This window comes from Psychromonas sp. B3M02 (assembly GCF_003318165.1).
In the GTDB taxonomy this organism is placed as follows: domain Bacteria; phylum Pseudomonadota; class Gammaproteobacteria; order Enterobacterales; family Psychromonadaceae; genus Psychromonas.
Genome location: NZ_QOCB01000023.1, coordinates 1 through 26,567, shown reverse-complemented (window position 1 = coordinate 26,567; position 26,567 = coordinate 1). Strand labels below are relative to the sequence as shown.

The window sequence follows — 26,567 nt, the reverse complement described above, 5'->3', positions numbered from 1 at the left end:
TTATTTTTTTATTTTAAAACTAATTTTATTAAGACGGAGTTACAACATGAAGACCTTTTTAAAAGTTATTACATTAGCAACTGCAATGGGTGCCATTTCAGCAGCAAACGCAGCAGAAGCACAAAAAATTGGTGTAGTATTTCCATCAAAAGTAATGCAAGAATCTCCACAACGAGCGCAAATAATTAAAAAACTAGAATCAGAGTTTAAAGGCCGTTATGAGAAATTACAGTCTCTAGAAAAAGATATCAAAAGCTTACAAACTAAAATTCAGAAAGATGGTGAGTTGTTAGGTAAGAGCGAAGTGACTAAATTACAACGTGAGCTAGAAGTTAAAGTATCTGAGTACAAATTAAGTCGTAAAGCCTTTGAAGAAGATCAGCGTCGTCGTCAAAGTGAAGAGCAACAAAAAACATTAGCGGTAGTACGTGATGTGATCAGTAGTATTGCGAAAGAAGGTCAATACGACATTATCTTAAATGGTGAGCAAATTGTATTTTCTAAACCTGGCTTAGATATCTCAGATCAAGTTATTCAAGAAATTAGCACTAAGTAGGTTTATTATGGCGCATTCATTAGCAAGTTTAGCAACCCAGCTTTCAGCACAATTAGGCGGTGATGGTGATTTAATCATTGAACGCTTAGCAACTTTTGACGGTGCAAAAAAAGGTGATATTACCTTTGTTTCAGATAAAAAATTACTGACACGATTATCTGAATGTAGTGCGAGTGCTATTGTATTGCCTAACGCACTAAAAGACTCTTACCCAGGCAATGCATTATTTATGGATAACCCTTATGTGGGTTATGCTTTATTAGCGCGAATATTTGATACGACACCGAATCTAAGTGCAGCTATTGCAGATTCCGCTGTGATCGATGAAACCGCGACAATAGGCAAAAATGTAGCGATTGCTGAAAATGTTGTGATTGGTAAACATGCTAAGATTGGTGATAATACGCAGATATTTGCTAATACTGTGATTGGTGAAGGTGCGACAGTAGGGGAAGGTTGTAAAATCTACCCTAATGTTACTATTTACCACACCTGTGAAATTGCTAATAACGTGATTATTCACGCTAATAGCATTATAGGCTCCGATGGATTTGGTAATGCGCCTTATCAAGGTACTTGGGTGAAAATCCCACAGATTGGTTCTGTTATTATCGGCGATGATGTAGAAATTGGTGCAAGTACCACAATTGACCGAGGTGCACTGTCTGATACTGTGATTGGTAAAGGTGTTAAAATTGATAATCAATGTCAAATTGCCCATAACATTCAAATCGGTGACCATACAGCTATAGCTGGCGGTACGAACATTGCTGGTAGTACCGTGGTAGGTAAAAATTGTATTATTGGTGGTAGTGTGGCAATGAACGGTCATATTACTATCACAGATAATGTAGTCATTACTGGTGACTCTATGGTAATGCGTAGTATTAAATCACCGGGGGTTTATTCTTCTGGCGTACCTGCACAAGAGAGTAAAGTATGGCGTAAAACAACGGCGTACACATTAAAAATTGAAGAGTTGTTCAAGCGTGTAAAACAACTTGAAAAACAAATAGAAGAAAAAAACTAAGGAAGTTATCGTGTCAAACGAATTAAATAGTCTGGATATCAAGGAGATCATGGATCTTCTACCGCATCGTTACCCATTTTTATTACTTGATCGTGTTGTTGATCATGTACCTGGTGAAACCTTACAAGGTTACAAAAATGTTTCTTTTAATGAGCCACAATTTACAGGGCACTTTCCAGGTACGCCGGTTTTCCCTGGTGTGCTAATTTTAGAAGCATTAGCACAAGCAACAGGTGTATTAGCATTTACTAAACACGGAAAACCTGCTGAAAATGAACTATACTTCTTTGCTTCAATTGATAAAGTTAAATTCCGTAAGCCAGTTGTTCCTGGTGATAGACTTGATCTAGACGTGACATGTATTGGTGAAAAACGTGGCATGGGTAAATTTGAGTGTAAAGCTAAAGTAGATGGGCAAGTGGTTTGTCAAGCCGAAATCATGTGTGCAAGAAGAGAGATCTAATGATTGATTTAACAGCAAGTATTCATCCAACTGCAATAATCCATGAAAATGCGGTTATTGGGAAAAATGTAGAGGTCGGCCCTTATAGCATCATCGGCGATAATGTTGAAATTGGTGATGATTGCTGGATTGGTCCACATGTTGTTATTAAAGGCTTCACTAAAATGGGTAAGGGCAATAAAGTTTACCAGTTTGCCTCAATCGGTGAAGACTGCCAAGATCTTAAATATAAAGGCGAAGTGACCTATTTAGATATTGGCGATAATAATGTATTTCGTGAAAGTTGTACGATTCATCGCGGTACAACACAAGATGAAAGTACCACTAAAATTGGCAACAATAATTTATTAATGGCTTATGTGCATGTTGGGCATGATTGTGTTCTGGCAGATAATATTATTATGTCAAATAATGCAACTTTAGCGGGTCATTGTAAAATAGCTAATAACGTGATTATTGGTGGTTTATCAGCATTACATCAGTTCTCCCGAGTAGGTGAATACGCTATGATTGGTGGTTGTTCGGCTGTTAATAAAGATATTCCGCCTTACTTTATTGCGTCAGGAAATTATGCTGAGGCGCAGAGTATTAACTCTGTAGGTTTAAAGCGTCATGGTTTTAGTAGTGCAACCATTATGCAAATTAAACGAGCTTATAAAATAATATGTCGCCAAGGTAAAACTTTAGCGGAAGCGAAAGCTGAGATTGCAGCTAATGTTGAAGATTGCCCTGAGTTAAAAACCTTGTTAGATTTTATTTCTGATGAGAATCGCGGTATTGTTCGCTAAGCCGATTTGTTTAAAATATTTAAAAAATAGGCTCTTTTTGAGCCTTTTTTTTTACCTGCTATAAATAGATGCGCTATCAATGAGAGCACATTATTTAATGTAAGCTGTATAACCTAGAAATGATAAGAAGATAACCATGACTAAACCATTACGGATTGGATTAATCGCCGGAGAAACCTCGGGTGATATTTTAGGGGAAGGTTTAATTAAGGCGCTTAAGTTGCAATATCCTGATGCCATTTTTGAAGGTATTGCGGGTCCTCGTATGATTGCTCAGGGTTGTACTGCATTGCACCCTTTAGAAGCTTTATCAGTAATGGGCTTTGTGGAAGTGTTAGGAAAGTTGCGTAGTATTTTGCGTATTCGTAAATCCATTACTCAGCACTTTATCGATAACCCACCGGATATTTTTATTGGTATCGATGCGCCTGATTTTAATTTAACTGTTGAGCTTAAATTAAAACAACAAGGAATTAAAACTATCCATTACGTTAGTCCTTCAGTGTGGGCGTGGAAGCAATGGCGTATTCATAAAATAGCTAAAGCAACGGATCTAGTGTTGGCCTTTTTACCCTTTGAAAAAGCCTTTTACGATAAGTTTGATGTCCCTTGTCAATTTATTGGTCATACTTTGGCTGATCAGCTTCCTGTTAAACGTGATCAACTAGGTGCTAGAGCAAAGCTTGATATTTCAGCGGATGAGAAAGTAATAGCTTTATTACCGGGTAGCCGTAAAGCGGAAGTGGAGATGTTAGGCCCTATCTTTTTGCAAGCTGCGCAAGTTATCCATCAAAAATACCCCGATTATCGCTTCGTTGTGCCTGTGGTTAATGAGCGTCGTAAGCAACAATTTGAAGCGCAAATCACAGAGCTGGCGTCATCCTTACCGATTACCTTATTCGATGGTCAATCTAGTGCTATTTTACAATCTGCCGATCTCGTTTTATTAGCTTCAGGTACGGCTGCATTAGAAGCTATGTTAGCCAAAGCACCTATGGTTGTTGCCTATAAAGTATCGCCATTGACCTATATGATTGCAAAAGCCTTAGTCAAAGTGAAGTATACTTCACTACCAAATTTGATTGCCGATAAAGAGGTGGTCAAAGAGTTAAGCCAAGATGATTGTACCGTGGATAAGATTGTTGCTGAATTAACCCGTTTAATTGAACATGATGGGCAACAAATGATAGATACTTTCACGGAATTACATCAACAAATCCGTTGTGATGCAGATACACAAGCAGCTAATGCTGTGATTAATTTATTAAATCGTTAATTGATAGTTTACCAATAGAGAAGATTAAAAATGAAAACAGAGTTTCCTGAAATTACCTATCCTGATTTGCCGAATATTGCCGGGGTAGATGAAGTTGGGCGTGGTCCTCTGGTTGGTGATGTGGTCACAGCTGCGGTTATTTTAGATCCTAATAAACCTATTGTTGGATTGACTGATTCTAAAAAATTGAGTGAAAAGAAATTAGCTTTATTGTTTGATCAAATTAATGAAAATGCATTATCAGTCAGTATTGGACGCGCTTCACCAATAGAAATAGATGAGCTCAATATACTACATGCCACTATGCTAGCTATGCAACGTGCTGTGCAAGGGTTATCGATTCAACCTGGTTATGTGTTTATCGATGGTAATCGTTGCCCTCAATTGCCAATGCCAAGTGAAGCAGTCGTCAAGGGTGATTTACGTGTGGCAGAGATAAGTGCCGCTTCTATTATTGCAAAGGTAACACGTGACCGTGAAATGGTAGAGTTGGATAAACGTTACCCAGCCTACGGGTTTGCTAAACATAAAGGTTATCCAACCAAAGCTCATTTTGAAGCATTGCAAACACATGGTGTAATTGCTGAGTACCGTCAAAGCTTTAAACCTGTTAAAGCTATTTTAACTGCCACATCAAAGTAGAGTTTTATGCCTGAAAGTAATCAACAAACTGCGGTTGTTAACGCGGATCCTAAATTTGTCCATCTTCGAGTTCACAGTGATTTTTCAATGGTGGATGGTTTAACTAAGGTTAAACCATTAGTAGCTAAAACAGCGGCGATGAATATGCCTGCCTTAGCAATTACTGATCAAACTAACTTTTGTGGTCTCGTTAAATTTTATGGTGCGGCGCATGGTGCAGGTGTAAAGCCGATCATTGGTGCTGACTTTTGGGTGCAAAGCGAATTATTAGGTGGCCAACAATTTCGTTTAACCGCATTAGCAATGGATGCAGTAGGTTATAAAAATGTCACTGAGCTAATTTCAAAGGCTTATTTACGCGGTCATATCAATGGCCGGGCTGTCATTGAACAAGAGTGGTTAATAGAGCACCAGCAAGGCGTCATTATACTGTCCGGTGCTAAAGATGGTGACTTAGGTAAAATGCTGCTCAAAGGCAATAAAGCGGCAGTCGCTGAAATCACTGCTTTCTATAAAACGCATTTCCCAGATCGTTACTATTTAGAGTTAATTCGTACCAATCGCGTTGATGAAGAAAACTACCTACACTTAGCCCTTGATTTAGCTGCTGAACAGCAGTTACCCGTAGTGGCAACCAATGAAGTGGTATTTGCCGATAAAGCATTATTCGATGCCCATGATATACGGGTGTGTATCAACCAAGGTTATGCGCTTGGTGATGAAAAACGTCCAAAAGACTATAGCCCTGAGCAATACTTACGTAGTGAAGAGGAGATGTGCGAACTCTTTTCTGATATACCAGAAGCCTTAAAAAACAGTGTAGAAATAGCCAAACGTTGTAATGTTACATTACGCTTAGGTGAATACTTCCTGCCAGATTTTCCAACCGGCGATTTAGAGATCGATGAGTTCTTTTGTAAAGTTTCTAGAGAAGGTTTAGAAGAGCGCCTAGATTTCCTATTTGATAAAAACAGTGAAAACTTTGCTGAGATTAGAAAACCCTACGACGAACGACTTGAAGTTGAGTTAGGGGTTATCAATAAAATGGGATTCCCAGGTTACTTCTTGATCGTAATGGAGTTCATTCAGTGGAGTAAAGATAACAATATTCCTGTTGGACCTGGCCGTGGTTCAGGTGCTGGCTCATTAGTGGCTTACGCATTAAAAATTACCGACTTAGACCCATTAGAGTTAGAGCTGCTTTTCGAACGATTTTTGAATCCTGAGCGTGTTTCCATGCCCGATTTCGATATCGACTTTTGTATGGATCGTCGTGATGAAGTGATTGACCACGTAGCAGAATTGTATGGTCGTGATGCAGTATCGCAAATCATTACCTTTGGTACTATGGCGGCGAAAGCGGTTATTCGTGACGTTGGTCGTGTACTAGGTCATGCCTATGGTTTTGTTGATAGTATTTCAAAGTTGGTTCCACCAACACCGGGTATGACGCTAACTAAAGCATTTGAGGAAGAGCCTCGTTTACAAGAGCGTTATGATGGCAGTGAAGATGTTCGTGCCTTAATCGATATGTGTCGTATTCTAGAGGGGACGATCCGTAATGCAGGTAAACATGCTGGTGGTGTGGTTATCTCTCCGACCACGATCACTGATTTTGCGCCTTTATACTGTGATGATGAAGGTCATAACCCTGTTACGCAGTTTGATAAAAATGATGTAGAAACCGCCGGATTAGTTAAATTCGATTTCTTAGGCTTAAGAACCCTGACCATTGTGCAATGGGCATTAGATATGGCTAATGCACATAAACATGAGCGCGGAGAGGAGCCTATTTTTATTGAAAAAATAGACCTCACTGAACCTGCTTGTTTTGAGTTATTAAAGCGCTATGAGACCACGGCGGTATTTCAGCTGGAATCTCGTGGTATGAAAGATTTGATCCGTCGTCTTCAACCTGACTGTTTTGAAGACATGATTGCACTGGTAGCCTTATTCAGACCCGGTCCATTACAATCAGGTATGGTAGATAACTTTATTGAGCGTAAGCATGGTCGTGAAGTGGTGTCTTATCCTGATGAAAAGTGGCAACACGAATCACTGAAAGATATTCTCTCGCCAACCTACGGTATTATCTTATACCAAGAACAGGTAATGCAGATTGCACAGGTACTCTCTGGTTATACGCTAGGTGGCGCTGATATGTTACGTCGTGCCATGGGTAAGAAAAAGCCAGAAGAGATGGAAAAACAGCGTGCAACCTTTGAATCTGGTGCCATAGCAAACGGTATTGATGGCGAATTGGCTATTAAGATCTTTGACTTGGTAGAAAAATTTGCGGGTTACGGTTTTAACAAATCTCACTCCGCTGCTTATGCCTTAGTCTCTTATCAAACGCTATGGATGAAAACCTTCTACCCGTCTTACTTTATGGCAGCGGTAATGTCGGCAGATATGGATAACACTGACAAAGTCGTTATCCTGGTAGATGAGTGTCAAAACATGGGCTTAACACTGTGCCCACCAGACGTTAATGAAGGTTTGTTTAAATTTAACGTAGATAAAGAGTTACGCATTATTTACGGTATTGGTGCAATTAAAGGAGTGGGTGAAGGCCCTATTGACGCGATTATTGAAGCGCGTACAGAAGGTGGTAAGTTTAAAGACCTGTTTGATTTTTGTAACCGCGTTGATTTAAAACGCTGTGGTAAACGTATTATTGAAAAGTTAATCCTAGCCGGTGCATTAGATAATCTAGGGCCACATCGTGCGGCGTTAATGGAAAACTTAGCTGATGCATTAAGTGCTGCAGCTCAGCATAAAAAAGCAGAGTCATTTGGGCAAAGCGATCTATTTGGTGTGTTAACCACTGACCATGATGAGATTGAGAATAAATTCTCTGTAGTGGAAAAATGGCCTGAGAAACAATGGTTAAAAGGTGAAAAAGATACGCTAGGTTTGTATCTGACGGGTCACCCAATTAATCAATATGAGCCAGATTTACGTGCGATTAACTGTGTTAAATTAGGCTCATTAACGGTGAATGGCCGAGGCCAAAATAGTCGTGTTTGTGGATTAGTACTGGCAATGCGTGTGATGGTCACTAAAGCTGGTAAACGCATGGGTATTTTGACCTTAGATGATAAAAGTGCACGTATGGATGTGACTATCTTTGCTGACTTGTTAGAGCAACACGAAGCTTTGTTGGTCACAGATAATATTGTGGTATTGCAAGGACAAGTCAGTGAAGATTACTTCAATGGTGGTTTGAAAATGAATGCCCGTGAAGTAATGAGCATTGACCAAGCTCGTGAACGCTTTGCCAGTAAATTACAGTTATCGATCTCTTCTAACGTATTACAGAAACAGTCATTAGCTGAATTTAAAGCGCGTTTGAAACAAGTATTATCGCCTGCGGCGGGTGGCTTGTGCCCAGTATTTATTAATTACCAAAACCATCAGGCACAGGTGGAAGTGGAGTTAGGTATTGAATGGTCAATTACGCCCAATGATGATCTGTTATTTGAACTGGGACGATTGATAGGTGAAGAGAATGTTACCTTACATTTTGACTAAGGCAGATCAATGCAAAGTGAGTTTAATCAAGCGTTATTAAATCTGTTAGCAGAGCTTGTTGAAAGTTCTGCTCAACCAAGACTGGTGGTTGCCTTAAGTGGGGGAGTGGACTCAGTGGTTTTATTGAGATTGTTAGTGCAGTTTCAACGAGACTATCCCCATTACCAAGTATTAGCACATAATGTGAACCATGGTTTAAGTCCACATGCAGAACAGTGGGCTGATTTTTGTGAAGTGTATTGCGCTTCTTTAAACGTTAAACTCTTACGTTCGATTGTTAATATTCAAAAAACTAGCCGTAATAGTTTAGAAGCCTTAGCACGTGAAGCGCGTTATCAATGTTTTTCTCAACACCTGCAAGCCGATGACATCCTATTAACCGGACATCATCAAGATGATCAATTAGAAACCTTATTACTGGCATTAAAAAGAGGATCTGGCAGTACTGGGTTACAGGGCATTCGAGCCATTCAACCTTTCCACAATGGTCACTTAGTGCGTCCATTGTTAAACTTTTCTCGCAAGCAAATTATTGATTATGCTGAAACAGCAGGGTTGAAGTGGGTAGAGGATGAGAGTAATCAAGATACCGACTTTGATCGTAATTTTATCCGTCACCAAATAACGCCATTATTAACTGAGCGTTGGCCTGCTATTGCAAGCTCTGCTTCACGCACTGCTCGTTTGTGTCAGGAGCAACAAGGTTTAGTTGATGAAGTAGCCGCACAAGATCTCCAACAATCGATGTGTGTGCGATTAGGCACACAAACTTTGTCGATCGCTGCATTGGTTGATTTATCTCAAGCTCGTCGCAATAATTTATTGCGCTATTGGTTAAAGTTCAATGGTTTGGACTACCCAAGTAGCAAACAGTTAACCGTTTTATGGCAAGAAGTCGCACTCGCTGAGCAAGGGAAACAACCCTGTTTGCAATTAGCGAGCAATACAATTCAGCGCTATCAAGGTGAACTTTATATTGTGCCAGTAAAGCCTTTAATCATTCCCGATTCTCCTGTGACTTGGTCTGGAGAGCCTTTGTTATGGGTTAGCCCAGATAAACTGGCAGTAGACTTTTCTATGGTGGATGCTGCCTTGGCTAAGCAGCATACAATCAGTTGTTGCTTTCGACAGCACCTAGACCCTAAGTTAACCTGTTTAGTTGAAGGTAGATCTAAATCACGTTCGATTAAAAAGCTGCTACAGGAATCTAAAGTGCCAACATGGCAAAGAGAACAAGTGGTATTTATTTTTATTGATGGCCAATTAGTACAAGCCTTAGGAGTATGGCATTGTCAGCCATCTCCTACTAGGCAATTACCTAAGTTAAACTTATCGTTGCGCTCTATCTAACGCTTTGTTCTGGTATAAGTGCTGGTCGGCTTGATCAAATAGTTGAGAAGCCGTTGTTCCAATTTCCCAATGGCTAAAGCCGTAGCTTGCTGAGAAATCAAGCTCCTTAAGTAAGCTATTCTTGTCTATCTCTTGCAAAATACGTTGCTGCACTTTACTCACAGAGCAAGGTGCGGAAGGTTGTAGGATAACAACAAACTCATCACCACCTAAACGAAATACAAAATCAGAAGTACGAATACTTTTAGTTAGCACTTGTGCGAAGGCATTTAATACTTGGTCACCTTTAGTGTGTCCGTATGTATCATTAATCGGTTTGAATTTATTAATATCAAGCACCATTAAAGATAAACCTAGATTAGTACGGTTGCTTTGTTCAATGGCATGAAAAATAGTCTCTTCATAATAAGCTCGGTTACCGATATTAGTGAGGTGATCTTTATACACCATAGAGCTTAATTCAGAAAATCGTAGCGCATGTTTTAACGTTGGTTGCAGTAACTGATGTAACTCCGCTAATAACTTATCTTCAGTAGCGGTAATAGGTGTTTCACTTTGATAGGTCATAGTGCCTAATCTTGGTGAGTGATCCGCTGAATCTAAGTTAAAGTTACGAGTAAAATTACTCGGCAGTGATTTTGATAAACTAAAAAAACCAAAAGCAGACTGAAAGCGAATATTAAAAGGGCGGATAAAACTTGCCACTAAAGAGGCAAAATTTTCCATTATCTCTTTCAAGTCTAAGCTTTTTTGCAAAGTCTCAAGGGTAAATAATTTATCTTTTGTGCTTAATAATGGCTCATTGGAAAAAACAGTGAATATCGGTGATTTAGTACCGTTATAGCTGTATTCTTTATTAGGGATGCTTTCCATATAATTTCCTTTGATTGCGCATTAGCGGCATTAATTTGACGTTTGATTAAATTGAATCGATATGTTGTTAATAAAGCGAAATCCGTGCCATTTATTGATTTTTTGTTTTTTAAAGTGAAGATGATTAAAAGTAATTGATTTATTGGTAAATTTTTTTATTCTAGCTGAAATGCTGCTATGGGAAATACTGGCTAATTTTTAGTTATACCAATGACATTAAAATAAGTGATCTAAATTTTGTGCAGGAAAAATGACTTAGTTTAAGGCGTAATTTAAGCCTTTCGACGATCAACTTCGTTAATAGCCTATCGGAGCATTAACGAAAAGATGTTAATTCTTTAATAGCCGCACTATTTACGAAAATTACAACGAAGCAATAAGTTATTTTAACAAGTAAAATAGATCAGTTAATTAGTGTGGTTTGTATTAAGCATTGTTGCTTACTTAGAACATGTTATTCTTTACTCAATCAATGCCTGTTTTTAATGGGAAGCTTATGTCTAAAAACTTATCTGAAGTGCTCTTTTCTGAAAAAAACAATGTTCGTGAAACCTCATCATTAATTGCGAACAGTGGATCTAAAAAACACCAAAGACAACATCAATCCACCTTAGATGGTCAGCAATCGGTAGGTTGGTATCGTCTACTCAAATTATTGCAGTGGTCATGGCAAGGAATAGATATCATCGACTGTTATGAAGTCTTAGCCAAAATCAGTGCATCCACTAATCCAAGAACTGACTCTAATTTGTTAGATACAGTGATAGGTTTTCGCTCCGGTAATTGGAGTTATGAGTGGTCAAAAAAAGCGATGACTTATCAAAAGCAAGCCAATCAATATAGTCAGGATGGTGATACGCAACAAGCGCAACAACATTACTATCTAGCATCACAACTTTATAGTGTCGCTAGTTACCCGCATTTAAAAGGTGATGAAAATAGTATCCAAGCACAAACGTTGGCGGTAACTAATTACCGACAATCTTTTATGCATAACAGGCATGCCCTGTTAAAAGAGATACAGGTGCCTTTTCAAGGTAAGCAGGTAACAACTTTTTTACACCTTCCAAATGATGATGTGATTCATCCTGTGGTCATTGTTAGTGCTGGCATTGATACACTGCAGTGTGATTTTCTACCGTTATTTGAACGTTACTTAAAACCGGCTGGTATTGCCATGTTAACTGTGGATATGCCTGGAGTAGGTTTTTCAAATCACTTAAAACTGACCCAAGACACATCACTATTACACCAAGCTGTATTACAGCATGTTGCTGATATCCCTTGGGTCGATCAATCCCGTGTAGCCTTAATGGGAATGAGAATGGGCGCAAATGCGTTAAATCGTTTAGCTTATGTGGAACCACACCGCGCCAAAGCTGTGGTTAGTGTTGGTGCTGCCGTGGCCAGTGTATTTGATGATATTAATCGTTTTAAGCAGTTACCTGTGATGACCCTAGATTGTTTAGCAAGTCGTATGCAATTGCAGAAATCAGATGCCAGTTATCTGTATCAACACTGTGTGCCATTTTCATTAATTAAGCAGGGACTGCTAGGGCGTAAAAAAGTGAAAACCCCATGCCTAAGCATTGGCCATAGTGATGATTTGATGTGTAGTGAACAAGATCTCAAACTGATGGCGAGAATTAGCTACGAAAGTGAAGCAAAAATTATTGATAAGTCTCCCATATTTGACTCTTATTTGATAACTTTACAGTATTCTGCACAATGGTTAGCAAAACATTTACAAGAGTAAGTGGTATATTAACCGCAGTTAAATTAACTGTATGTCATTCAAGGAGCGTTAGAATATGTCTCAGACCCTAGCAAAAGGGCCATCACGTGGTCGCTTATTTAAGTTATTTAATGAAATCGGCCCTTACTTTCGTCAGTTACAATCCGATGAATCAACATTTTTTTTTGACTGTTTAGAGATATGCATTGATATCAAAAAAGAACCAGAAGAAAGAACCTTTTTAGGCTGGTGGTTAGTGGTTAATAGAGAAGATACTGAATTTACCTACCAACGCTTTAATGGCCTTTATAATCTAAAAGGTGAATGGGAAGAGACTAAGATCACTAAAAAGCAGATGCAGCAGTTAGACCAAGCTTTTCAACTATTCATTGATAAATTAAGCGAGTTAATCGATGTTGAAACAGGCTATCAATTAACACCTCGCTAACCTTCCTTTTATCTTGTATTTATTTTTGCGCATTTCATTTCTGCAATAATGGTATACTAGCAACGGCAACTCATCGAGTTGCTGTTTTTTTAAGCTCAATAATGATTAAACGAAATTGATAGCAAACACACTTTTTAAGCAATCCATTTGTTTGAGTTAATTTACTTTTTGTCGGTTATGATAGTGATCAATAACATTGTTATGCACTTAATGACTGTGTATTAAGTTATGTTGCTGCACAACATCTAGGCAACTTTTTAAAGTGATGCGTATCAGATACCTAGAGCCTTTTTTATTTTTTACATGAAGCATAAACCGATGAATGCGAATAAAAAAACAATTGTAGTTAAATTGGGAACCAGTGTTTTAACCAGTGGTACAAGTAAGTTAGACCGAGCACAAATGCTTGAGATTGTCCGTCAATGTGCGATTTTACATCAACAGGGTCACCCCATTATAGTGGTGACGTCAGGCGCAATCGCAGCAGGTAAAGAACATCTCAATATGCCCGATATAGCACCAACAATTGCTAATAAACAGATGTTAGCAGCGGTAGGACAAGGGCAATTAGTGAGAGAGTGGGAAAACCTATTCAAGATATACGGTTTACATGTCGGCCAAATGCTATTAACCCGTGCTGATTTAGGTGATAAAGGGCGTTTTCTTAATGCAAGGGATACCCTACATACGTTATTAAAGCACCGTATCATTCCATTGATTAATGAGAATGACGCCGTTGCAACCCGAGAAATTAAAGTCGGAGATAACGATAACCTATCGGCACTTGTTGCGTTATTAGCAGATGCGGATCAACTGATCTTATTAACCGATCAGAGTGGTCTATTTACCGCTGACCCACGTAATAATCCCGAGGCACAATTAATTACAGAGGTAAATGAAATAACAGAGGCGATTCATAATCTAGCTGGCGGCAGTGTCGGTGGTTTAGGAACCGGTGGCATGGCCACTAAGATTGAATCTGCAACCGTTGCTAATCGTGCTGGTATTGAAGTGGTGATCGCTTCAGGGCAACGTAAAAATGTTATTTTAGATGCGGCCAATGATATTTCCGTTGGGACGCGTTTTGTATCTGAAAACAATCGTTTAGAAGCAAGAAAAAACTGGATATTCGCAGGGTCGCGATCTGCGGGTACGATAGTGGTGGACCTAGGCGCTGAACACGCCATCTTAAACGGCGGAAGTAGTTTACTGGCTAAAGGTATACAGTCCGTTGAGTCTCAATTTTTACGTGGATACGTAGTATCCGTTTGTAATCAAAAAGGTAAAGAGATAGCACGTGGTATCGTACGCTATAAAAGCGTCGATATTGATAAGATCAAAGGTCAGCACTCAGATGAAATTGAAAAAATATTAGGTTATGAACATGGTTCCGTCGTTATTCATCGCGACGACCTAGTTATTTTATAATTAGACCCTCTCGCTGTGGGTCTGCAAAAGGAGTAGAAATGAGTTTACAACAATTAGGTCAACAAGCAAAAGATGCAAGTTACGAGTTGGCAATCACTGATACGACGACAAAAAACGCAGCGCTAGAAGCGATTGCAATTGAATTAGAAGCGAATGTGGCAGAGATAGTTGCTGCAAATAAAAAAGATATCGAAGCAGGTAAAGCTGCTGGTCTTACAGATGCATTATTAGATCGCTTATTATTAGATGAACCTCGCTTAGCGGGTGTAATTAGTGATTTACGTAGTGTGATTGGGTTAGCTGATCCGGTGGGTGAAGAATTTGATGGAAAAATTCTAGAGAACGGCTTAACACTATCTAAACGTCGTGTTCCAGTAGGGGTATTAGGTGTTATTTATGAAGCGCGTCCTAATGTAACCATTGATATTGCAGCACTGAGTTTAAAAACGGGTAATGCAAGTATCTTACGTGGTGGTAAAGAAACCATTAACTCTAACCTAGTGTTAGTAAAATGCATCCAGTCTGCATTAGAAAAAGTAGGTTTACCAAAAACGGCAGTACAGTACATTGAGAATACAGACCGTGCTTTAGTCGGTGAGTTATTAAAACTCGATAAATACGTGGATATGATCATTCCACGTGGTAACTCTGGTTTACAAAACTTCTGTAAAGAGAACAGTACGATCCCAGTTATTATTGGCGGAATTGGTATTTGTCATCTATTCGCTGAAAAAACCGCGGATGTTGAGAAAGCCTTAGCCATTATTGAAAATGCTAAAGTGCAACGTCCAAGTGTTTGTAATGCATTAGATACATTATTAGTGGAAGCTGATATTGCAGAAACGTTCTTACCAAAAGTGGCCGCGCACTTATCACCATTAGGTGTGACATTAGTGGCTGAAGAGAAAGCGAAAGCAATTTTAGGTGATGATGCGGTTGCAGCACAAGAAGGTGACTTCTCTAAAGAGTGGTTATCCCTGAACTTAGGTGTAAAAGTAGTCGAAAATTTAAGCGAAGCATTAGCACACATTCGTGAGCATAGTTCTGCGCACTCTGAAGGCATTTTGACTAACGATTTTACTATCGCAAATAAGTTTATCAGTGCAGTAGATGCTGCTGCTGTGTATGTTAATACCAGCACCCGTTTCACTGATGGTAGCCAATTTGGTTTGGGTGCTGAAGTTGCGGTATCGACACAGAAGCTACATGCGCGTGGTCCAATGGGGTTACCTGAATTAACCACCTACAAATGGGTTGGTATTAGTGACCATTTAATTCGTTCGTAAGGTTTAATCTTCATTAGTAAAGGGCTTGTTACCGCTGGTAACAAGCCCTTTTTATTTGTCTTTTATTTTTAAATTTATTTTTCTCTAAAGCGAGAATTAAAGCACCTCGGCGTTAAACTGACCTTTATCTAATGTCACTTGTACCTTATCACCGGTTTTTAAGTTTGTTGGGTCTGTACACACCTTATCTGAATCATCTTTCACAATGGCATATCCTCGGGCTAAGGTAGCTAAAGGACTGTAAGCATTTAACTGTTGTATTTGGTGATGTAAATGTTGCTCTGATTGATTAAGTTGTGCGGCCATCGCTTGAGTTAACTGACGCTTTAATTGTTGCTGCTTATGTTGAGCCATTGCGATGTAATGTACTGGACTAGATTGTTGTAATCTGTTTTTTAACTGCGAGCTGATAGTCGTTTGTTGTTGCATCGTTTGTTGCATCGCATGTTGTAAACGCAAGCTTAATTCATCTAGGTGTTGTGTTTGCTGTTGCAGTTTATGTTTAGGATCATGCTGTAATAGCGTCTGCTTTAATAATAACTGCTGGTGGGTTTTATGTTGCATGGTATTCAACATAGCTTGTTTTAAACGATTCACTAATGTGGTCAGCTGTGAAGAAACAAAGGTCTTATGTTGGCTAACCAATTCAGCCGCTGCAGAAGGTGTTGCTGCACGAAGGTCGGCCACAAAGTCACTGATGGTAATATCAATCTCATGACCAACAGCACTGATCACTGGTAATTGACTATGGTAGATGGCGTAAGCCACATCAGGTTCATTGAAACACCATAGATCTTCTAATGAGCCGCCGCCGCGACCGACAATTAATACATCACACTCATTACGCGCATTGGCTAAGGCTATTTGAGAAGCAACAGAAAAGGCACTGCCTTGCCCTTGTACTTGGCTAGGGTAGATGATCACCTGCAAACGAGGATCACGACGCTTTAATACGCTGAGTATGTCATGCAGTGCAGCGCCCGTTGAAGAGGTAACAATACCGACTCGTTTAATTATCTCTGGTAAAGGTTTTTTCAGCGATTCTGAAAATAAGCCCTGCGCAGCTAATTGGCATTTTAACTCTTCAAATTGTTGTTTTAATAAACCATCACCTTCCGGAGCCATAGTTTCAACAATTAACTGGTAATCACCACGCGCTTCATAAAGACTTAATTTGGCGCGCACTAATACCTGTTGACCATGTTTAGGAGTAAACCCAGTTCGGCTATTATTACCGCGAAACATGGCACATTTAATTTGTGCACTATGGTCTTTTAAGGTGAAATACCAATGACCCGATACCGCTATGGTCAGATTAGATATTTCACCTGAGAGCCAAATAACGCCCAAACCAGTCTCTAATAAGGCTTTAGCTGCACGATTTAGTGAACTTACGCTGTAAATATTTTTGTTTTGAGTCGCCATAGCAGGAGTTTTTACCAAAGAAATCAGGGACTAAATATTAACACAGTAAAAACTCAGTATAAAAACATAAATAGTGTTGTACTTATTCTTGATTACGATTAAAATCCCACCGCAATATCCTACCCAAGCTAGACTTGGGTAACCCTAAAATACTCCCAACTATAAGTGAGATATTGCAATGCTAAGAATAGCAAAAGATGCGTTAACATTTGACGATGTATTATTAGTACCAGCTCATTCGACTGTACTACCAAACACTGCTGACCTAACAACACAATTAACAGAAAACATCTCGTTAAATATTCCTGTCGTTTCTGCTGCAATGGATACTGTAACTGAAGCACGTTTTGCGATCGCTTTAGCGCAAGAAGGCGGCATGGGTTTTATCCATAAAAACATGTCTATCGAATTACAGGCTGAACAAGTTCGTTTAGTTAAAATTCATGAAAGTGGCGTTGTAGCTACCCCAATTACTGTTTCTCCTTCTACTACATTAGGTGAAATCAAAGAATTAACAGCAAAACACGGCTTTGCTGGTTACCCTGTTGTTGAAGACTCAGGTGAACTAGTCGGTATTATTACTGGTCGTGACGTACTATTCGAAACGGATATGAACCGTCCCGCTGCTGAAGTCATGACGCCGAAGCCAGAACTAGTAACGGCTAAATCAAATACACCACGCGATGAAATTGAAGCATTAATGCATAAGCACCGTATCGAGAAAGTGCTATTAACTGATGATAACTTTAAACTTAAAGGCATGATCACGGTTAAAGATTTCCGTAAAGCAGAACAAAAACCAAATGCATGTAAAGACGAACTAGGTCGTTTACGAGTAGGTGCTGCTGTTGGTGCTGGTGCTGGTAATGAAGAGCGTGTTGATGCGTTAGTAGAAGCGGGTGTTGATGTGTTATTAATTGATTCATCTCATGGTCATTCTCAAGGGGTATTGGATCGCATTAAAGCGACACGTGCTGCTTATCCTAATCTAGAAATTATCGGTGGTAACATCGCTACTGGTGAAGGTGCAAAAGCATTGGTTGCTGCTGGTTGTAGTGCGGTTAAAGTAGGTATCGGCCCAGGTTCAATCTGTACAACACGTATTGTAACAGGCGTTGGTGTACCGCAAATTACTGCTATCTCTGATGCGGTTGATGCATTACAAGGTACTGGTATCCCAGTTATTGCTGATGGTGGCATTCGTTTCTCTGGTGATATTGCTAAAGCGCTAGCAGCGGGTGCATCATGTGTAATGATGGGCAGCATGTTTGCTGGTACAGAAGAATCTCCGGGTGAAATCATTTTATACCAAGGTCGTTCTTACAAATCATACCGTGGTATGGGGTCACTTGGCGCTATGTCTCAAGGTTCTTCAGATCGTTACTTCCAATCGGATAACGCAGCAGACAAGCTAGTACCAGAAGGTATTGAAGGCCGTGTTGCTTATAAAGGTAAAGTAAAAGAGATTATTCATCAGCAAATGGGTGGCGTACGTTCATCAATGGGTCTAACAGGCTGTGCGACGATTAAAGAGATGAATACAAAAGCAATGTTCGTTAAAATTACCAGTGCAGGTATGGGTGAGAGCCACGTACATGACGTTGCTATTTCTAAAGAAGCGCCTAACTACCGTACTGGTGGTTAATCTGACGGTTTAGTGAGGGAACTAGGCTCAACGCCTTTATTATTTAAGTTTATAAATAATAAAGGGTTATTAAGTGCCTAGTTATGCTTCAACACATAATTTCTTAAAAGACGATTTATATCGTCTTTTATTCATTTTTAGAAACAAAAAATTAGGACAGCATAATGAGTAAGAACATTCATGACCAACGTATTCTAATATTAGACTTTGGCTCTCAATACACACAGCTAATTGCACGCCGTATTCGTGAAATTGGTGTTTACTGTGAACTATGGAGCTGGGATGTTGATGAACAAGACATCAAAGAGTTTAATCCAAACGGTATTATCCTTGCTGGTGGCCCTGAAAGCGTTATCGCTGAAGGCTCTCCTCGCGCACCTGAATATGTATTTACTGCTGGTGTCCCAGTATTAGGTATCTGTTACGGTATGCAGACTATGTCTCACCAATTAGGCGGCGCTGTAATCAAAGGCGAAGGTGAAGGTGAATTTGGTTATGCGCAGGTAGAAGTACAAGCGGAATCTGCCTTCTTTAAGTCAATCCAAGATGCTATATCTGAACAAGGTAAAACGTTATTAGACGTATGGATGAGTCATGGTGATAAAGTGTCAGCTATTCCAGCTGACTTTACTACTGTTGCTAATACTGCTACTTGTAAATACGCTGCTATTGCGAATGAAGAGAAACGTTTTTACGGTGTTCAATTCCACCCAGAAGTAACTCACACAACTCAAGGTGAAGCAATGCTTCGCAACTTCGTTGTGGATATTTGTGGCTGTGAAACACTTTGGACGCCTGCATCAATCATTGACGATGCAGTAGTTCGTATGAAAGAACAAGTAGGCGATGATGAAGTTATCTTAGGTTTATCTGGTGGTGTTGATTCATCTGTAGTAGCAATGCTTTTACAGCGTGCGATTGGCGATAAGCTAACTTGTGTATTTGTTGATAACGGTTTATTGCGTTTAAACGAAGGCGCGCAAGTGATGGAGATGTTTGGCGAAAAATTTGGTCTAAACATTGTTCATGTTAATGCGGAGCACCGTTTCTTAGAGCAAATGGCGGGTGAAAGCGATCCAGAAGCGAAGCGTAAAATTATTGGTCGTGTCTTTGTTGAAATTTTCGATGAAGAGTCTAAGAAATTATCAAATGCAAAATGGTTAGCTCAAGGCACTATTTACCCTGATGTTATTGAATCTGCAGCTTCTAAAAACGGTAAAGCACACGTCATTAAATCTCACCATAACGTAGGTGGATTACCGGATGATATGGCAATGGGTCTGGTAGAGCCATTACGTGAATTATTTAAAGATGAAGTACGTAAAATTGGTTTAGAACTAGGTTTACCGTATGGCATGCTTTATCGTCACCCATTCCCTGGGCCTGGTCTAGGTGTGCGTGTTTTAGGTGAAGTGAAGAAAGAGTACTGTGATCTATTACGTCGTGCAGATGCTATCTTCATTGAAGAATTACACAAAGCTGAGTTATACCATAAAGTAAGCCAAGCATTTGTAGTATTCCTACCGGTTCGTTCAGTCGGTGTGATGGGCGATTGTCGTAAATATGATTGGGTTGTTTCACTACGTTGTGTTGAAACTATCGATTTCATGACCGCACGTTGGTCGCATTTACCTTATGAGTTAATCGGTCATGTTTCTAACCGCATCATTAATGAAATTGATGGTATCTCACGAGTTGTGTACGATGTGTCAGGTAAACCACCTGCAACCATCGAATGGGAATAATCATTCCTGATTAACTACATGAACTGATGTGTAATTAATTGATGAAAAGGTGGCTTATTAGCCACCTTTTTTGTAGGTTTATTTTGTCAAAATTAAAGGAAACCCTGTGATTGATATGACTGGCTTATTACAAGATGCTGAATTTATTGAAAGCCCTTTCTTTAACGAACGCCCTGACAATACCGATATTAGTTTATTAGTGATTCATTGTATTAGTCTGCCTGAAGGACAGTTTGGTACGGAACATGTTAAAAACCTTTTTACTGGCGAGTTAGATTGTAAAGCACATCCTAGTTTTAGTTGCTTAGAAGGCCTAGAAGTCTCTGCTCATTGTGTTATTCGTCGTGATGGCAAAGTAGAGCAATACGTGCCATTTGATAAACGTGCTTGGCATGCTGGCGTGTCTAGTTTTGATGGGGTGGATGGTTGTAATGATTTTTCCATTGGTATTGAGTTAGAAGGGACTGATTGCACCAGTTATACTGAGGCTCAATATCGTTCATTAGCGCAAGTGACAGAGCAGATACAGCAAAAATATCCACTTATTACCCAAGAGAGAATTGTTGCGCATAGTGATATTGCACCAGGGAGAAAAACTGATCCAGGTAGTGAATTTGATTGGCAATATTATTTCAAATTATTAAAGTAAGTTTCAACTCATAGGCAAAGAACTCGCTTATGAGTTGATTTAGAAGCTTATTATTTCAGGTAATGGGTTAATTGTTGCATATTAGGTAATGCAGTCATTGCGCCTTTTTTAGTGACTGCCAAAGCTCCACATGCATTGGCCCATTTTACCGCTGTTAGTATTTCGTTTTGAGCAAACCAATTGTTACTGGCAGATAAGTAACGAAGTAGACCACCTACAAATGCATCGCCAGCTCCCGTTGTATCAACAGGCACCGCTGCTTTCCCCTTAATTAGTTGTTGTTCATTTCCGTTAATTACTAGCGCTCCTTTAGCCCCTTGAGTAACTAATACTAGTGTATTTTTATAGGCTTTAATCTTTAATAAAGCCTCATTTAAATCGTGACTATCAGTTAAAAATAATAGTTCATCATCGGAAAATTTAACGACATCAGCAAGCTTTACTGCATTTAACACCACTTCTTTTATTTCTTCTGGCTTTGACCATACTTCATCTCTTAAATTAGGATCAAAACTAATATATCCCCCTTCTTCTTTCATCTTTTTTATTGCTAAAAATGTACTACTTCGACTCGGCTCATTAGCGAGTGCAATAGAGCAAATATGTAACCATTGATTCGTTTCAAACTTAGGAATATCTGAAGCTTGCATAAATTGATCTGCACTAGGCTTAACCATAAAAGTGAAGGTGCGTTCACCTAGTTCATCTAAGTCAACAACCACTGTGGATGTTCGTTGTTTGGTATCGATTGTGATGTTGGTAGTATCAACCGATTCTTCGGATAAAGTTTCAAGCATGAATCTCCCGATTGGGTCATGACCAATCCGACCAAAAAAAGCGCTTTCTCCTCCGAGACGTGAAATAGCAACTGCTACATTAGCTGGTGCGCCTCCAGGACATTTTAAGTATGTATCTAAACCTTCAGGAATTAAATCCACAACAGCATCACCGCTAACCCAAACTTTATTCATAAATACCTCTTATATTTAACAAAAGCCAATCTATCAATTGGCTTTGTATTTGTTATGCTGATTTTAACTGTTTAGATTTAGCTCTAGAGCCAAGCAACAGGGTAAGCACAAAAGTAGTAATAAAAGCGATAAGCATGCCAATGATATATGGAGTTACATCACCTGTTCTGATAGAAATAATACCAGGTATTCCAGCTGCACCTAGAGCACTTGCTTTAACATTAAACAGTGTAATAAATGCACTTGCTGTAGCTGCACCACAAATAGCGGCAATGAATGGGTAACGTAATTTTAAATTAACACCGAACATTGCTGGCTCTGTTATCCCTAGTAATGCAGTAATGCCTGATGGAATTGCAATACCTTTTAGTTTGATATCCTTAGTTGTAAAGCCTACTGCTAAAGCTGCACCGCCTTGAGCAATATTAGCCATTGCAGCGATTGGGAAAATGAAAGATCCACCTGTCACCGCAATATCAGCGAGTAGTTGGATCTCTATGGCAATAAAGCTGTGATGCATGCCTGTGATTACAAAAGGAGCATAAATAAAACCAAATAATGCACCACCAATAAAGCCAGCAGAGTCATATAACCAATTTAATCCATCGCCTAATAAAAAGCCGATATCACGAGTGAATGGACCAACGACAGTGAAAGTTAGTATGCCAGTGATAAAAATTGCTAAGAGGGGAGTTAATAAATTATCTAATACTGATGGAATAAACTTTCTTAATCCTATTTCTATTTTAGCAAGGATATAAGTAGCCACTAGAACAGGCAGTACTGAACCTTGATAGCCTACTTTTTCAATTTCATAGCCAAGAATATCCCACACAGGTATATTCCCTGAAATGGCTGCACCACTAAACCCCCAACCATTTAATAGATCTGGATGTACCATTAACATGCCTAATGCAGCAGCTAAGAAGGGGTTCCCTCCAAATTTTTTACTGGCTGAAAAAGCAATCAAAATAGGTAAAAAAACAAAAGGAGCATTTGCAAAGGTATTGATTAAGTTTGCTAGATCTGTGATGCCTGGGTAAGCGTCAACGAGAGACTTCCCTTCGATAAATAAACCGGGGGCTACTAGTATATTGAATATACCCATCAATAAACCACCTGCTACAATAGCAGGGATAATAGGAACAAATATATCTGATAAGCCTTTAACTGCTTGTTGTACTATGTTTTGTTTTGTAGCACCAGATGCAGCTACATCTTTGGTACTCATATCACTCATGCCAGTTATCTTAGCCATCTCCGAGTACACTTGATTAACTATCCCAGAACCAAAAATGACTTGGTATTGACCCGCTACTTTAAATTGACCTTTAACACCTTCAAGTGAGTCGATCGCATTTTCATCAATTTTTGATTCATCTTCAACAGCTAGGCGTAAACGAGTTGCACAGTGAGCTAATGCTTTTATGTTTTCTTTTCCCCCCAACATCTTGACTAATTTGATAGCAACTTGCGGATAATTCATAATTTACTCCTGAAATAGGTTTTATTGGGAACGTTTGCAGTAATTGGATTTTTCTGCAATTTAACTCTATTTACAAGTTTGTTTATGAAGAAGTGTGACTTCGACCATTGTTGCGAGTATAAGCATATGATTATGCTTATATTGGTTGATTTTAGGATGTTTGGTATGATTCGTTTGTAAATTATAAATATTTTAAGGGAAAATATGTCTGGGTTGCATGCTGTTGCTAAATTAGCTGGCGTATCAAAATCCACTGTATCTCGGGTTATTAATAATGAGTACGGTGTAAAAAAAAGCACAAAAGCTAAAGTGTTAAAAGCAATTGATGAATGTGGTTATATGGCCAATCAAGTTGCTCGAGATTTAAAGTCACAAAAAACACACCTGATAGGCGTCATTGCTCCAAGAATTTCATCAAACGCTGTTTCCTTAGGGTTAGAAGGTATGGCAAGTGTTTTTGAAAAGGCCGGAAAACATTTATTATTAGCGAATAGCGAACAGAATAATGATAAGGAAATTGAATACATAACGCGGTTTAACCAAAGACGTGTAGAAGGTATTTTACATTTTGCCACTCATTTAGACTCATCATTAGTAGAAGCGATTCAGGCATCTGTAGTACCCGTTGTTTTAATCGGTCAAGATGGGTCTCTTTATAATATACCTAGTGTCATCCATGATGACTTACGAGTCGGCTTCAATGCGGGTATTCGGTTATTAAATGCAGGGGCTAAAGAGATTGGGTTTATTGGAGTGAATAGCCAAGATATAGCGGTTGATAATGATCGTTTCCAAGGGTTACAACAGGCGCTAATAAGGTCAAACGAAAAGTTACCTTTATTTCATAGTCGTGGTGAGTTTACAATCGAGTCTGGATATCAACAGACAAAAGACCTACTCATAAAGTGGCCTCAACTTGATGGTTTATTTTGTGCGACAGATAGGATTGCCATTGGTGCTATGAAGGCAATAAGCGAAGCGAATCTAAAACCTGGTGTTAACATTAAAGTGTTAGGTGTTGGTAATGATGAGCTTGGTAAAGTCTGCACCCCTAGTTTATCTACTTTCAATTACGGCTTTCAATTATCGGGTCAAAAATCGGCTCAAATGCTACTTGAATTAATAGAAAATAAAAGTTCTGAAGTAAGTAAATTGGTCTTGAGTTTCGAAGATGTTTCTCGAAGTAGTTGTTAAGCAAATAAGCTTAAACGTTGAGAATATATTATTTTCTGTAACAATCCTTAGACGCTTTTATGTGAGAACACTTGCAAAGTATCTTATTTCTCGTTACATTTTGCAAACGTTCCCAATTAAGTGAGGTTGTTATGTTGTTAGCGATGCTTGAGCAATGCGGAGGTGTTGAAAATATATCTCGTATTTTGAATCCTGATTCGCGTATTATTTTAGAGATTAAAGATCAGGATTTATTAAAAGAAGACGCTGCAATAGAAAGCTACAACCCTTGTCTGAAGCAGATCACGTTTTTAATACCTTCCTCTGCAACGGGTGGAGACGATTCAGACTCTATTAAGCAGCAGTTGCTAGAGATAGGCAGATTAATTTCTCAACAACAATTAAAAATGGCAAGTAATTACCTTACACCTGTTGATTGCCCTCATCGTCCAAAATGGCATATTTCTCCTCCTCAGGGGCTACTAAACGATCCTAACGGTTTTATTTATCACCAAGGCGAATACCATCTTTTTTATCAACTTTACCCTTATGGATGCGAGCATAAAGATAAGCACTGGGTTCATTTAAGTAGTTTAGATTTAGTCAATTGGCATTGGAAATCATTAGTTTTGATGCCCTCTGATTACTTTGATAGCCATGGAGTCTTTTCTGGGCACGCATTAAGTTATGAGCAAGAGCTACTACTTTTTTATACTGGAAATGTACGTATTGGTGAAGATAGAGTTAGACAAACAATGCAATGTATAGCTTCTTCTTCGAACACTACTGATTTTATAAAACATGGACCGGTTATTACAGAGCTTCCGCCCAATGTCACTCCTCATTGTAGAGACCCTAAAGTTATTTTTTATAATAACAAATGGTTGATGTTATTAGGTGCGCAAAGGGAAGACGAGGTTGGTCGTTTAGCAATTTATGAATCATTAGATTTAAAAAATTGGTCTTTTGTTAGTCTGTGTGGTGATGAATTAGGGGATTTTGGTTACATGTGGGAGTGCCCTGATTTTTTCAAGCTAAATAATCAGGAGTTCATAGTGATCTGCCCGCAAGGTATCAAATCACCTTATGCAAGCAATACTGTCAAGCATCATAATTGCATCTTAAAAGCATTTTTTGATAATGATAATAGAGTGATTATGAGTGATCCTCAAACCTTAGATCATGGTTTTGATTTCTATGCTCCACAAACTCTAGAGTCTAAAGATGGCAGAAGGATTATGTGTGGTTGGATGGGGTTACCAGATGAAGTTAATCATGAAAGTTGTGATAATGGATGGGTACATCAATTAACTGCTTTACGTGAATTGTCATACCACAATGACCGATTAATACAATTACCGCTAGCAGAGCTAAGTTCTTTACGTGAAACTAAAGTGAGCATTGAGCCGCATCAAAAAAGCATTGATCTAAAGAGTAAATCCTTTGAATTAATTGCTACATTAGAGTGGGGAAGTTGCTTATCTTTGTATTGTTCAGAGTCTAGTTGCTGTGAGATACGTTTAAATGCTGAAAAGCAAGTTTTAGAGTTAGATAGATCAAATACGTTAATTCGTGAAGGAGACACATTAAGAGAGTTCGCTTTACCGGGTTTAGATCAAGTAAAAATACAAATTCTCTCAGATAACTCATCATTAGAAATATTCATTGATGATGGCCGAGCTGTTATGTCTGCACGTGTTTTTACGCCAGAACATGCAACGGTTATTAAAACTCAAGGTAATGTCGATATTGAAAGTTGTTGGTTATTGGTTGCTGCATCGCAGCCATTCTTAAACTTCTGAAGATCATCTCTTAGTGGAAACAGGTGAATAAATATTTTATCTACCCTGTTTCCTTTCCCCTTATTTCAGCTTTACTTAAAGTCTTTAGCTACTCTATCCACTAATCGCATCGCTCATAATTTGATGAATAAGCATTTGATTAAATGGTCATTAAATCATACATATATAAAATGTTTTTAGAGTCTATTAAACGCATACATGAAGGCTTTAACTCAATAACCGCCTTAATTTCAGGGGCATTAAAAAAGATAAAAATCTAGAC

21 protein-coding genes are annotated in these 26,567 nt (G+C 38.9%); 17 read left to right on the top strand and 4 right to left on the bottom strand.

The window, feature by feature from the left end; all coding sequences use genetic code 11:
* Positions 1–46 precede the first annotated feature (46 nt).
* The 8 genes from DS885_RS03130 (at position 47) to tilS (ending at position 9,639) form a co-directional block, all read left to right on the top strand.
* Positions 47–556, top strand: a complete 510-nt coding sequence (locus DS885_RS03130; RefSeq protein WP_113817949.1) for an OmpH family outer membrane protein — start codon at positions 47–49, stop codon at positions 554–556.
* A gap of 7 nt (positions 557–563) precedes the next feature.
* Positions 564–1,586 carry a UDP-3-O-(3-hydroxymyristoyl)glucosamine N-acyltransferase gene (gene lpxD / locus DS885_RS03125; protein ID WP_113817948.1) on the top strand — a complete coding sequence of 341 codons (1,023 nt, stop codon included), beginning with the start codon at positions 564–566 and terminating at the stop codon, positions 1,584–1,586.
* A 10-nt stretch (positions 1,587–1,596) separates the two neighbouring features.
* Positions 1,597–2,049, top strand: coding sequence for a 3-hydroxyacyl-ACP dehydratase FabZ (gene fabZ, locus DS885_RS03120; protein ID WP_113817947.1), 453 nt, complete (start codon positions 1,597–1,599; stop codon positions 2,047–2,049).
* A complete protein-coding gene (gene lpxA / locus DS885_RS03115; RefSeq protein ID WP_113817946.1) occupies positions 2,049–2,837 on the top strand; it encodes an acyl-ACP--UDP-N-acetylglucosamine O-acyltransferase in 789 nt (262 codons plus the stop codon). Before fabZ ends, lpxA begins: the two co-directional genes overlap by 1 nt.
* Before the next feature lie 136 nt (positions 2,838–2,973).
* Positions 2,974–4,113: a lipid-A-disaccharide synthase gene (gene lpxB / locus DS885_RS03110; RefSeq protein WP_113817945.1), complete on the top strand. Its 1,140-nt coding sequence runs from the start codon at positions 2,974–2,976 to the stop codon at positions 4,111–4,113.
* Positions 4,114–4,143: 30 nt separating this feature from the next.
* Positions 4,144–4,755, top strand: a complete 612-nt coding sequence (rnhB, locus tag DS885_RS03105) for a ribonuclease HII (RefSeq protein ID WP_113817944.1) — start codon at positions 4,144–4,146, stop codon at positions 4,753–4,755.
* A gap of 6 nt (positions 4,756–4,761) precedes the next feature.
* Positions 4,762–8,289, top strand: coding sequence for a DNA polymerase III subunit alpha (dnaE, locus tag DS885_RS03100; RefSeq protein WP_113817943.1), 3,528 nt, complete (start codon positions 4,762–4,764; stop codon positions 8,287–8,289).
* Between the two features lie 9 nt (positions 8,290–8,298).
* Entirely contained in the window at positions 8,299–9,639 is a 1,341-nt protein-coding gene (gene tilS / locus DS885_RS03095; RefSeq protein WP_113817942.1) for a tRNA lysidine(34) synthetase TilS, read from the top strand.
* Here tilS and DS885_RS03090 read toward each other — a convergent pair.
* Positions 9,619–10,512 (bottom strand): GGDEF domain-containing protein, encoded by an 894-nt coding sequence (locus DS885_RS03090; protein ID WP_113817941.1) that lies wholly within the window; start codon positions 10,510–10,512, stop codon positions 9,619–9,621. The two genes, tilS and DS885_RS03090, sit on opposite strands and share 21 nt — an antisense overlap.
* 496 nt (positions 10,513–11,008) lie before the next feature.
* Here DS885_RS03090 and frsA point away from each other — a divergent pair, with 496 nt between their 5' ends.
* From frsA to DS885_RS03070, 4 genes are all read left to right on the top strand, one after another.
* Positions 11,009–12,268: an esterase FrsA gene (gene frsA / locus DS885_RS03085; protein ID WP_113817940.1), complete on the top strand. Its 1,260-nt coding sequence runs from the start codon at positions 11,009–11,011 to the stop codon at positions 12,266–12,268.
* A gap of 55 nt (positions 12,269–12,323) precedes the next feature.
* Complete coding sequence (crl, locus tag DS885_RS03080; protein WP_113817939.1) at positions 12,324–12,695, top strand: sigma factor-binding protein Crl; 372 nt, start codon at positions 12,324–12,326, stop codon at positions 12,693–12,695.
* Between the two features lie 318 nt (positions 12,696–13,013).
* Positions 13,014–14,123: a glutamate 5-kinase gene (gene proB, locus DS885_RS03075; protein ID WP_113817938.1), complete on the top strand. Its 1,110-nt coding sequence runs from the start codon at positions 13,014–13,016 to the stop codon at positions 14,121–14,123.
* A 38-nt stretch (positions 14,124–14,161) separates the two neighbouring features.
* Positions 14,162–15,409, top strand: coding sequence for a glutamate-5-semialdehyde dehydrogenase (locus tag DS885_RS03070; RefSeq protein ID WP_113817937.1), 1,248 nt, complete (start codon positions 14,162–14,164; stop codon positions 15,407–15,409).
* A gap of 96 nt (positions 15,410–15,505) precedes the next feature.
* Here the strand turns inward: DS885_RS03070 and xseA are convergent, their stop codons facing one another.
* Positions 15,506–16,834: an exodeoxyribonuclease VII large subunit gene (xseA, locus tag DS885_RS03065; protein WP_113817936.1), complete on the bottom strand. Its 1,329-nt coding sequence runs from the start codon at positions 16,832–16,834 to the stop codon at positions 15,506–15,508.
* Between the two features lie 178 nt (positions 16,835–17,012).
* Between xseA and guaB the strand changes: the two genes are divergently transcribed.
* The 3 genes from guaB to ampD all read left to right on the top strand — a co-directional run bounded on the left by guaB (position 17,013) and on the right by ampD (position 20,873).
* Entirely contained in the window at positions 17,013–18,479 is a 1,467-nt protein-coding gene (gene guaB / locus DS885_RS03060; protein WP_113817935.1) for an IMP dehydrogenase, read from the top strand.
* 164 nt (positions 18,480–18,643) lie between these two features.
* Positions 18,644–20,224: a glutamine-hydrolyzing GMP synthase gene (guaA, locus tag DS885_RS03055; RefSeq protein WP_113817934.1), complete on the top strand. Its 1,581-nt coding sequence runs from the start codon at positions 18,644–18,646 to the stop codon at positions 20,222–20,224.
* Positions 20,225–20,339: 115 nt separating this feature from the next.
* The gene (gene ampD / locus DS885_RS03050; protein ID WP_113817996.1) at positions 20,340–20,873 is read left to right on the top strand and encodes a 1,6-anhydro-N-acetylmuramyl-L-alanine amidase AmpD; all 534 of its coding nucleotides are present in this window, start codon (positions 20,340–20,342) and stop codon (positions 20,871–20,873) included.
* A gap of 50 nt (positions 20,874–20,923) precedes the next feature.
* Here ampD and DS885_RS03045 read toward each other — a convergent pair whose 3' ends face one another.
* Both DS885_RS03045 and DS885_RS03040 read right to left on the bottom strand, forming a co-directional pair.
* Positions 20,924–21,844, bottom strand: a complete 921-nt coding sequence (locus DS885_RS03045) for an aminoimidazole riboside kinase (protein WP_113817933.1) — start codon at positions 21,842–21,844, stop codon at positions 20,924–20,926.
* Positions 21,845–21,896: 52 nt separating this feature from the next.
* Positions 21,897–23,330, bottom strand: a complete 1,434-nt coding sequence (locus DS885_RS03040; RefSeq protein WP_113817932.1) for a sucrose-specific PTS transporter subunit IIBC — start codon at positions 23,328–23,330, stop codon at positions 21,897–21,899.
* A 204-nt stretch (positions 23,331–23,534) separates the two neighbouring features.
* Between DS885_RS03040 and DS885_RS03035 the strand changes: the two genes are divergently transcribed.
* Positions 23,535–24,524 (top strand): LacI family DNA-binding transcriptional regulator, encoded by a 990-nt coding sequence (locus tag DS885_RS03035; RefSeq protein WP_113817931.1) that lies wholly within the window; start codon positions 23,535–23,537, stop codon positions 24,522–24,524.
* A gap of 131 nt (positions 24,525–24,655) precedes the next feature.
* Entirely contained in the window at positions 24,656–26,305 is a 1,650-nt protein-coding gene (locus tag DS885_RS03030) for a glycoside hydrolase family 32 protein (RefSeq protein ID WP_113817930.1), read from the top strand.
* Positions 26,306–26,567: the final 262 nt, after the last annotated feature.

Bases quoted from the DNA above. Each gene is read 5' to 3' on its own strand.
- DS885_RS03130 (WP_113817949.1), top strand. From the start codon at position 47: ATGAAGACCTTTTTAAAAGTTATTACATTAGCAACTGCAATGGGTGCC.
- lpxD (WP_113817948.1), top strand. From the start codon at position 564: ATGGCGCATTCATTAGCAAGTTTAGCAACCCAGCTTTCAGCACAATTA.
- lpxA (WP_113817946.1), top strand. From the start codon at position 2,049: ATGATTGATTTAACAGCAAGTATTCATCCAACTGCAATAATCCATGAA.
- lpxB (WP_113817945.1), top strand. From the start codon at position 2,974: ATGACTAAACCATTACGGATTGGATTAATCGCCGGAGAAACCTCGGGT.
- rnhB (WP_113817944.1), top strand. From the start codon at position 4,144: ATGAAAACAGAGTTTCCTGAAATTACCTATCCTGATTTGCCGAATATT.
- dnaE (WP_113817943.1), top strand. From the start codon at position 4,762: ATGCCTGAAAGTAATCAACAAACTGCGGTTGTTAACGCGGATCCTAAA.
- tilS (WP_113817942.1), top strand. From the start codon at position 8,299: ATGCAAAGTGAGTTTAATCAAGCGTTATTAAATCTGTTAGCAGAGCTT.
- DS885_RS03090 (WP_113817941.1), bottom strand. From the start codon at position 10,512: ATGGAAAGCATCCCTAATAAAGAATACAGCTATAACGGTACTAAATCA.
- frsA (WP_113817940.1), top strand. From the start codon at position 11,009: ATGTCTAAAAACTTATCTGAAGTGCTCTTTTCTGAAAAAAACAATGTT.
- crl (WP_113817939.1), top strand. From the start codon at position 12,324: ATGTCTCAGACCCTAGCAAAAGGGCCATCACGTGGTCGCTTATTTAAG.
- proB (WP_113817938.1), top strand. From the start codon at position 13,014: ATGAATGCGAATAAAAAAACAATTGTAGTTAAATTGGGAACCAGTGTT.
- DS885_RS03070 (WP_113817937.1), top strand. From the start codon at position 14,162: ATGAGTTTACAACAATTAGGTCAACAAGCAAAAGATGCAAGTTACGAG.
- xseA (WP_113817936.1), bottom strand. From the start codon at position 16,834: ATGGCGACTCAAAACAAAAATATTTACAGCGTAAGTTCACTAAATCGT.
- guaB (WP_113817935.1), top strand. From the start codon at position 17,013: ATGCTAAGAATAGCAAAAGATGCGTTAACATTTGACGATGTATTATTA.
- guaA (WP_113817934.1), top strand. From the start codon at position 18,644: ATGAGTAAGAACATTCATGACCAACGTATTCTAATATTAGACTTTGGC.
- ampD (WP_113817996.1), top strand. From the start codon at position 20,340: ATGACTGGCTTATTACAAGATGCTGAATTTATTGAAAGCCCTTTCTTT.
- DS885_RS03045 (WP_113817933.1), bottom strand. From the start codon at position 21,844: ATGAATAAAGTTTGGGTTAGCGGTGATGCTGTTGTGGATTTAATTCCT.
- DS885_RS03040 (WP_113817932.1), bottom strand. From the start codon at position 23,330: ATGAATTATCCGCAAGTTGCTATCAAATTAGTCAAGATGTTGGGGGGA.
- DS885_RS03035 (WP_113817931.1), top strand. From the start codon at position 23,535: ATGTCTGGGTTGCATGCTGTTGCTAAATTAGCTGGCGTATCAAAATCC.
- DS885_RS03030 (WP_113817930.1), top strand. From the start codon at position 24,656: ATGTTGTTAGCGATGCTTGAGCAATGCGGAGGTGTTGAAAATATATCT.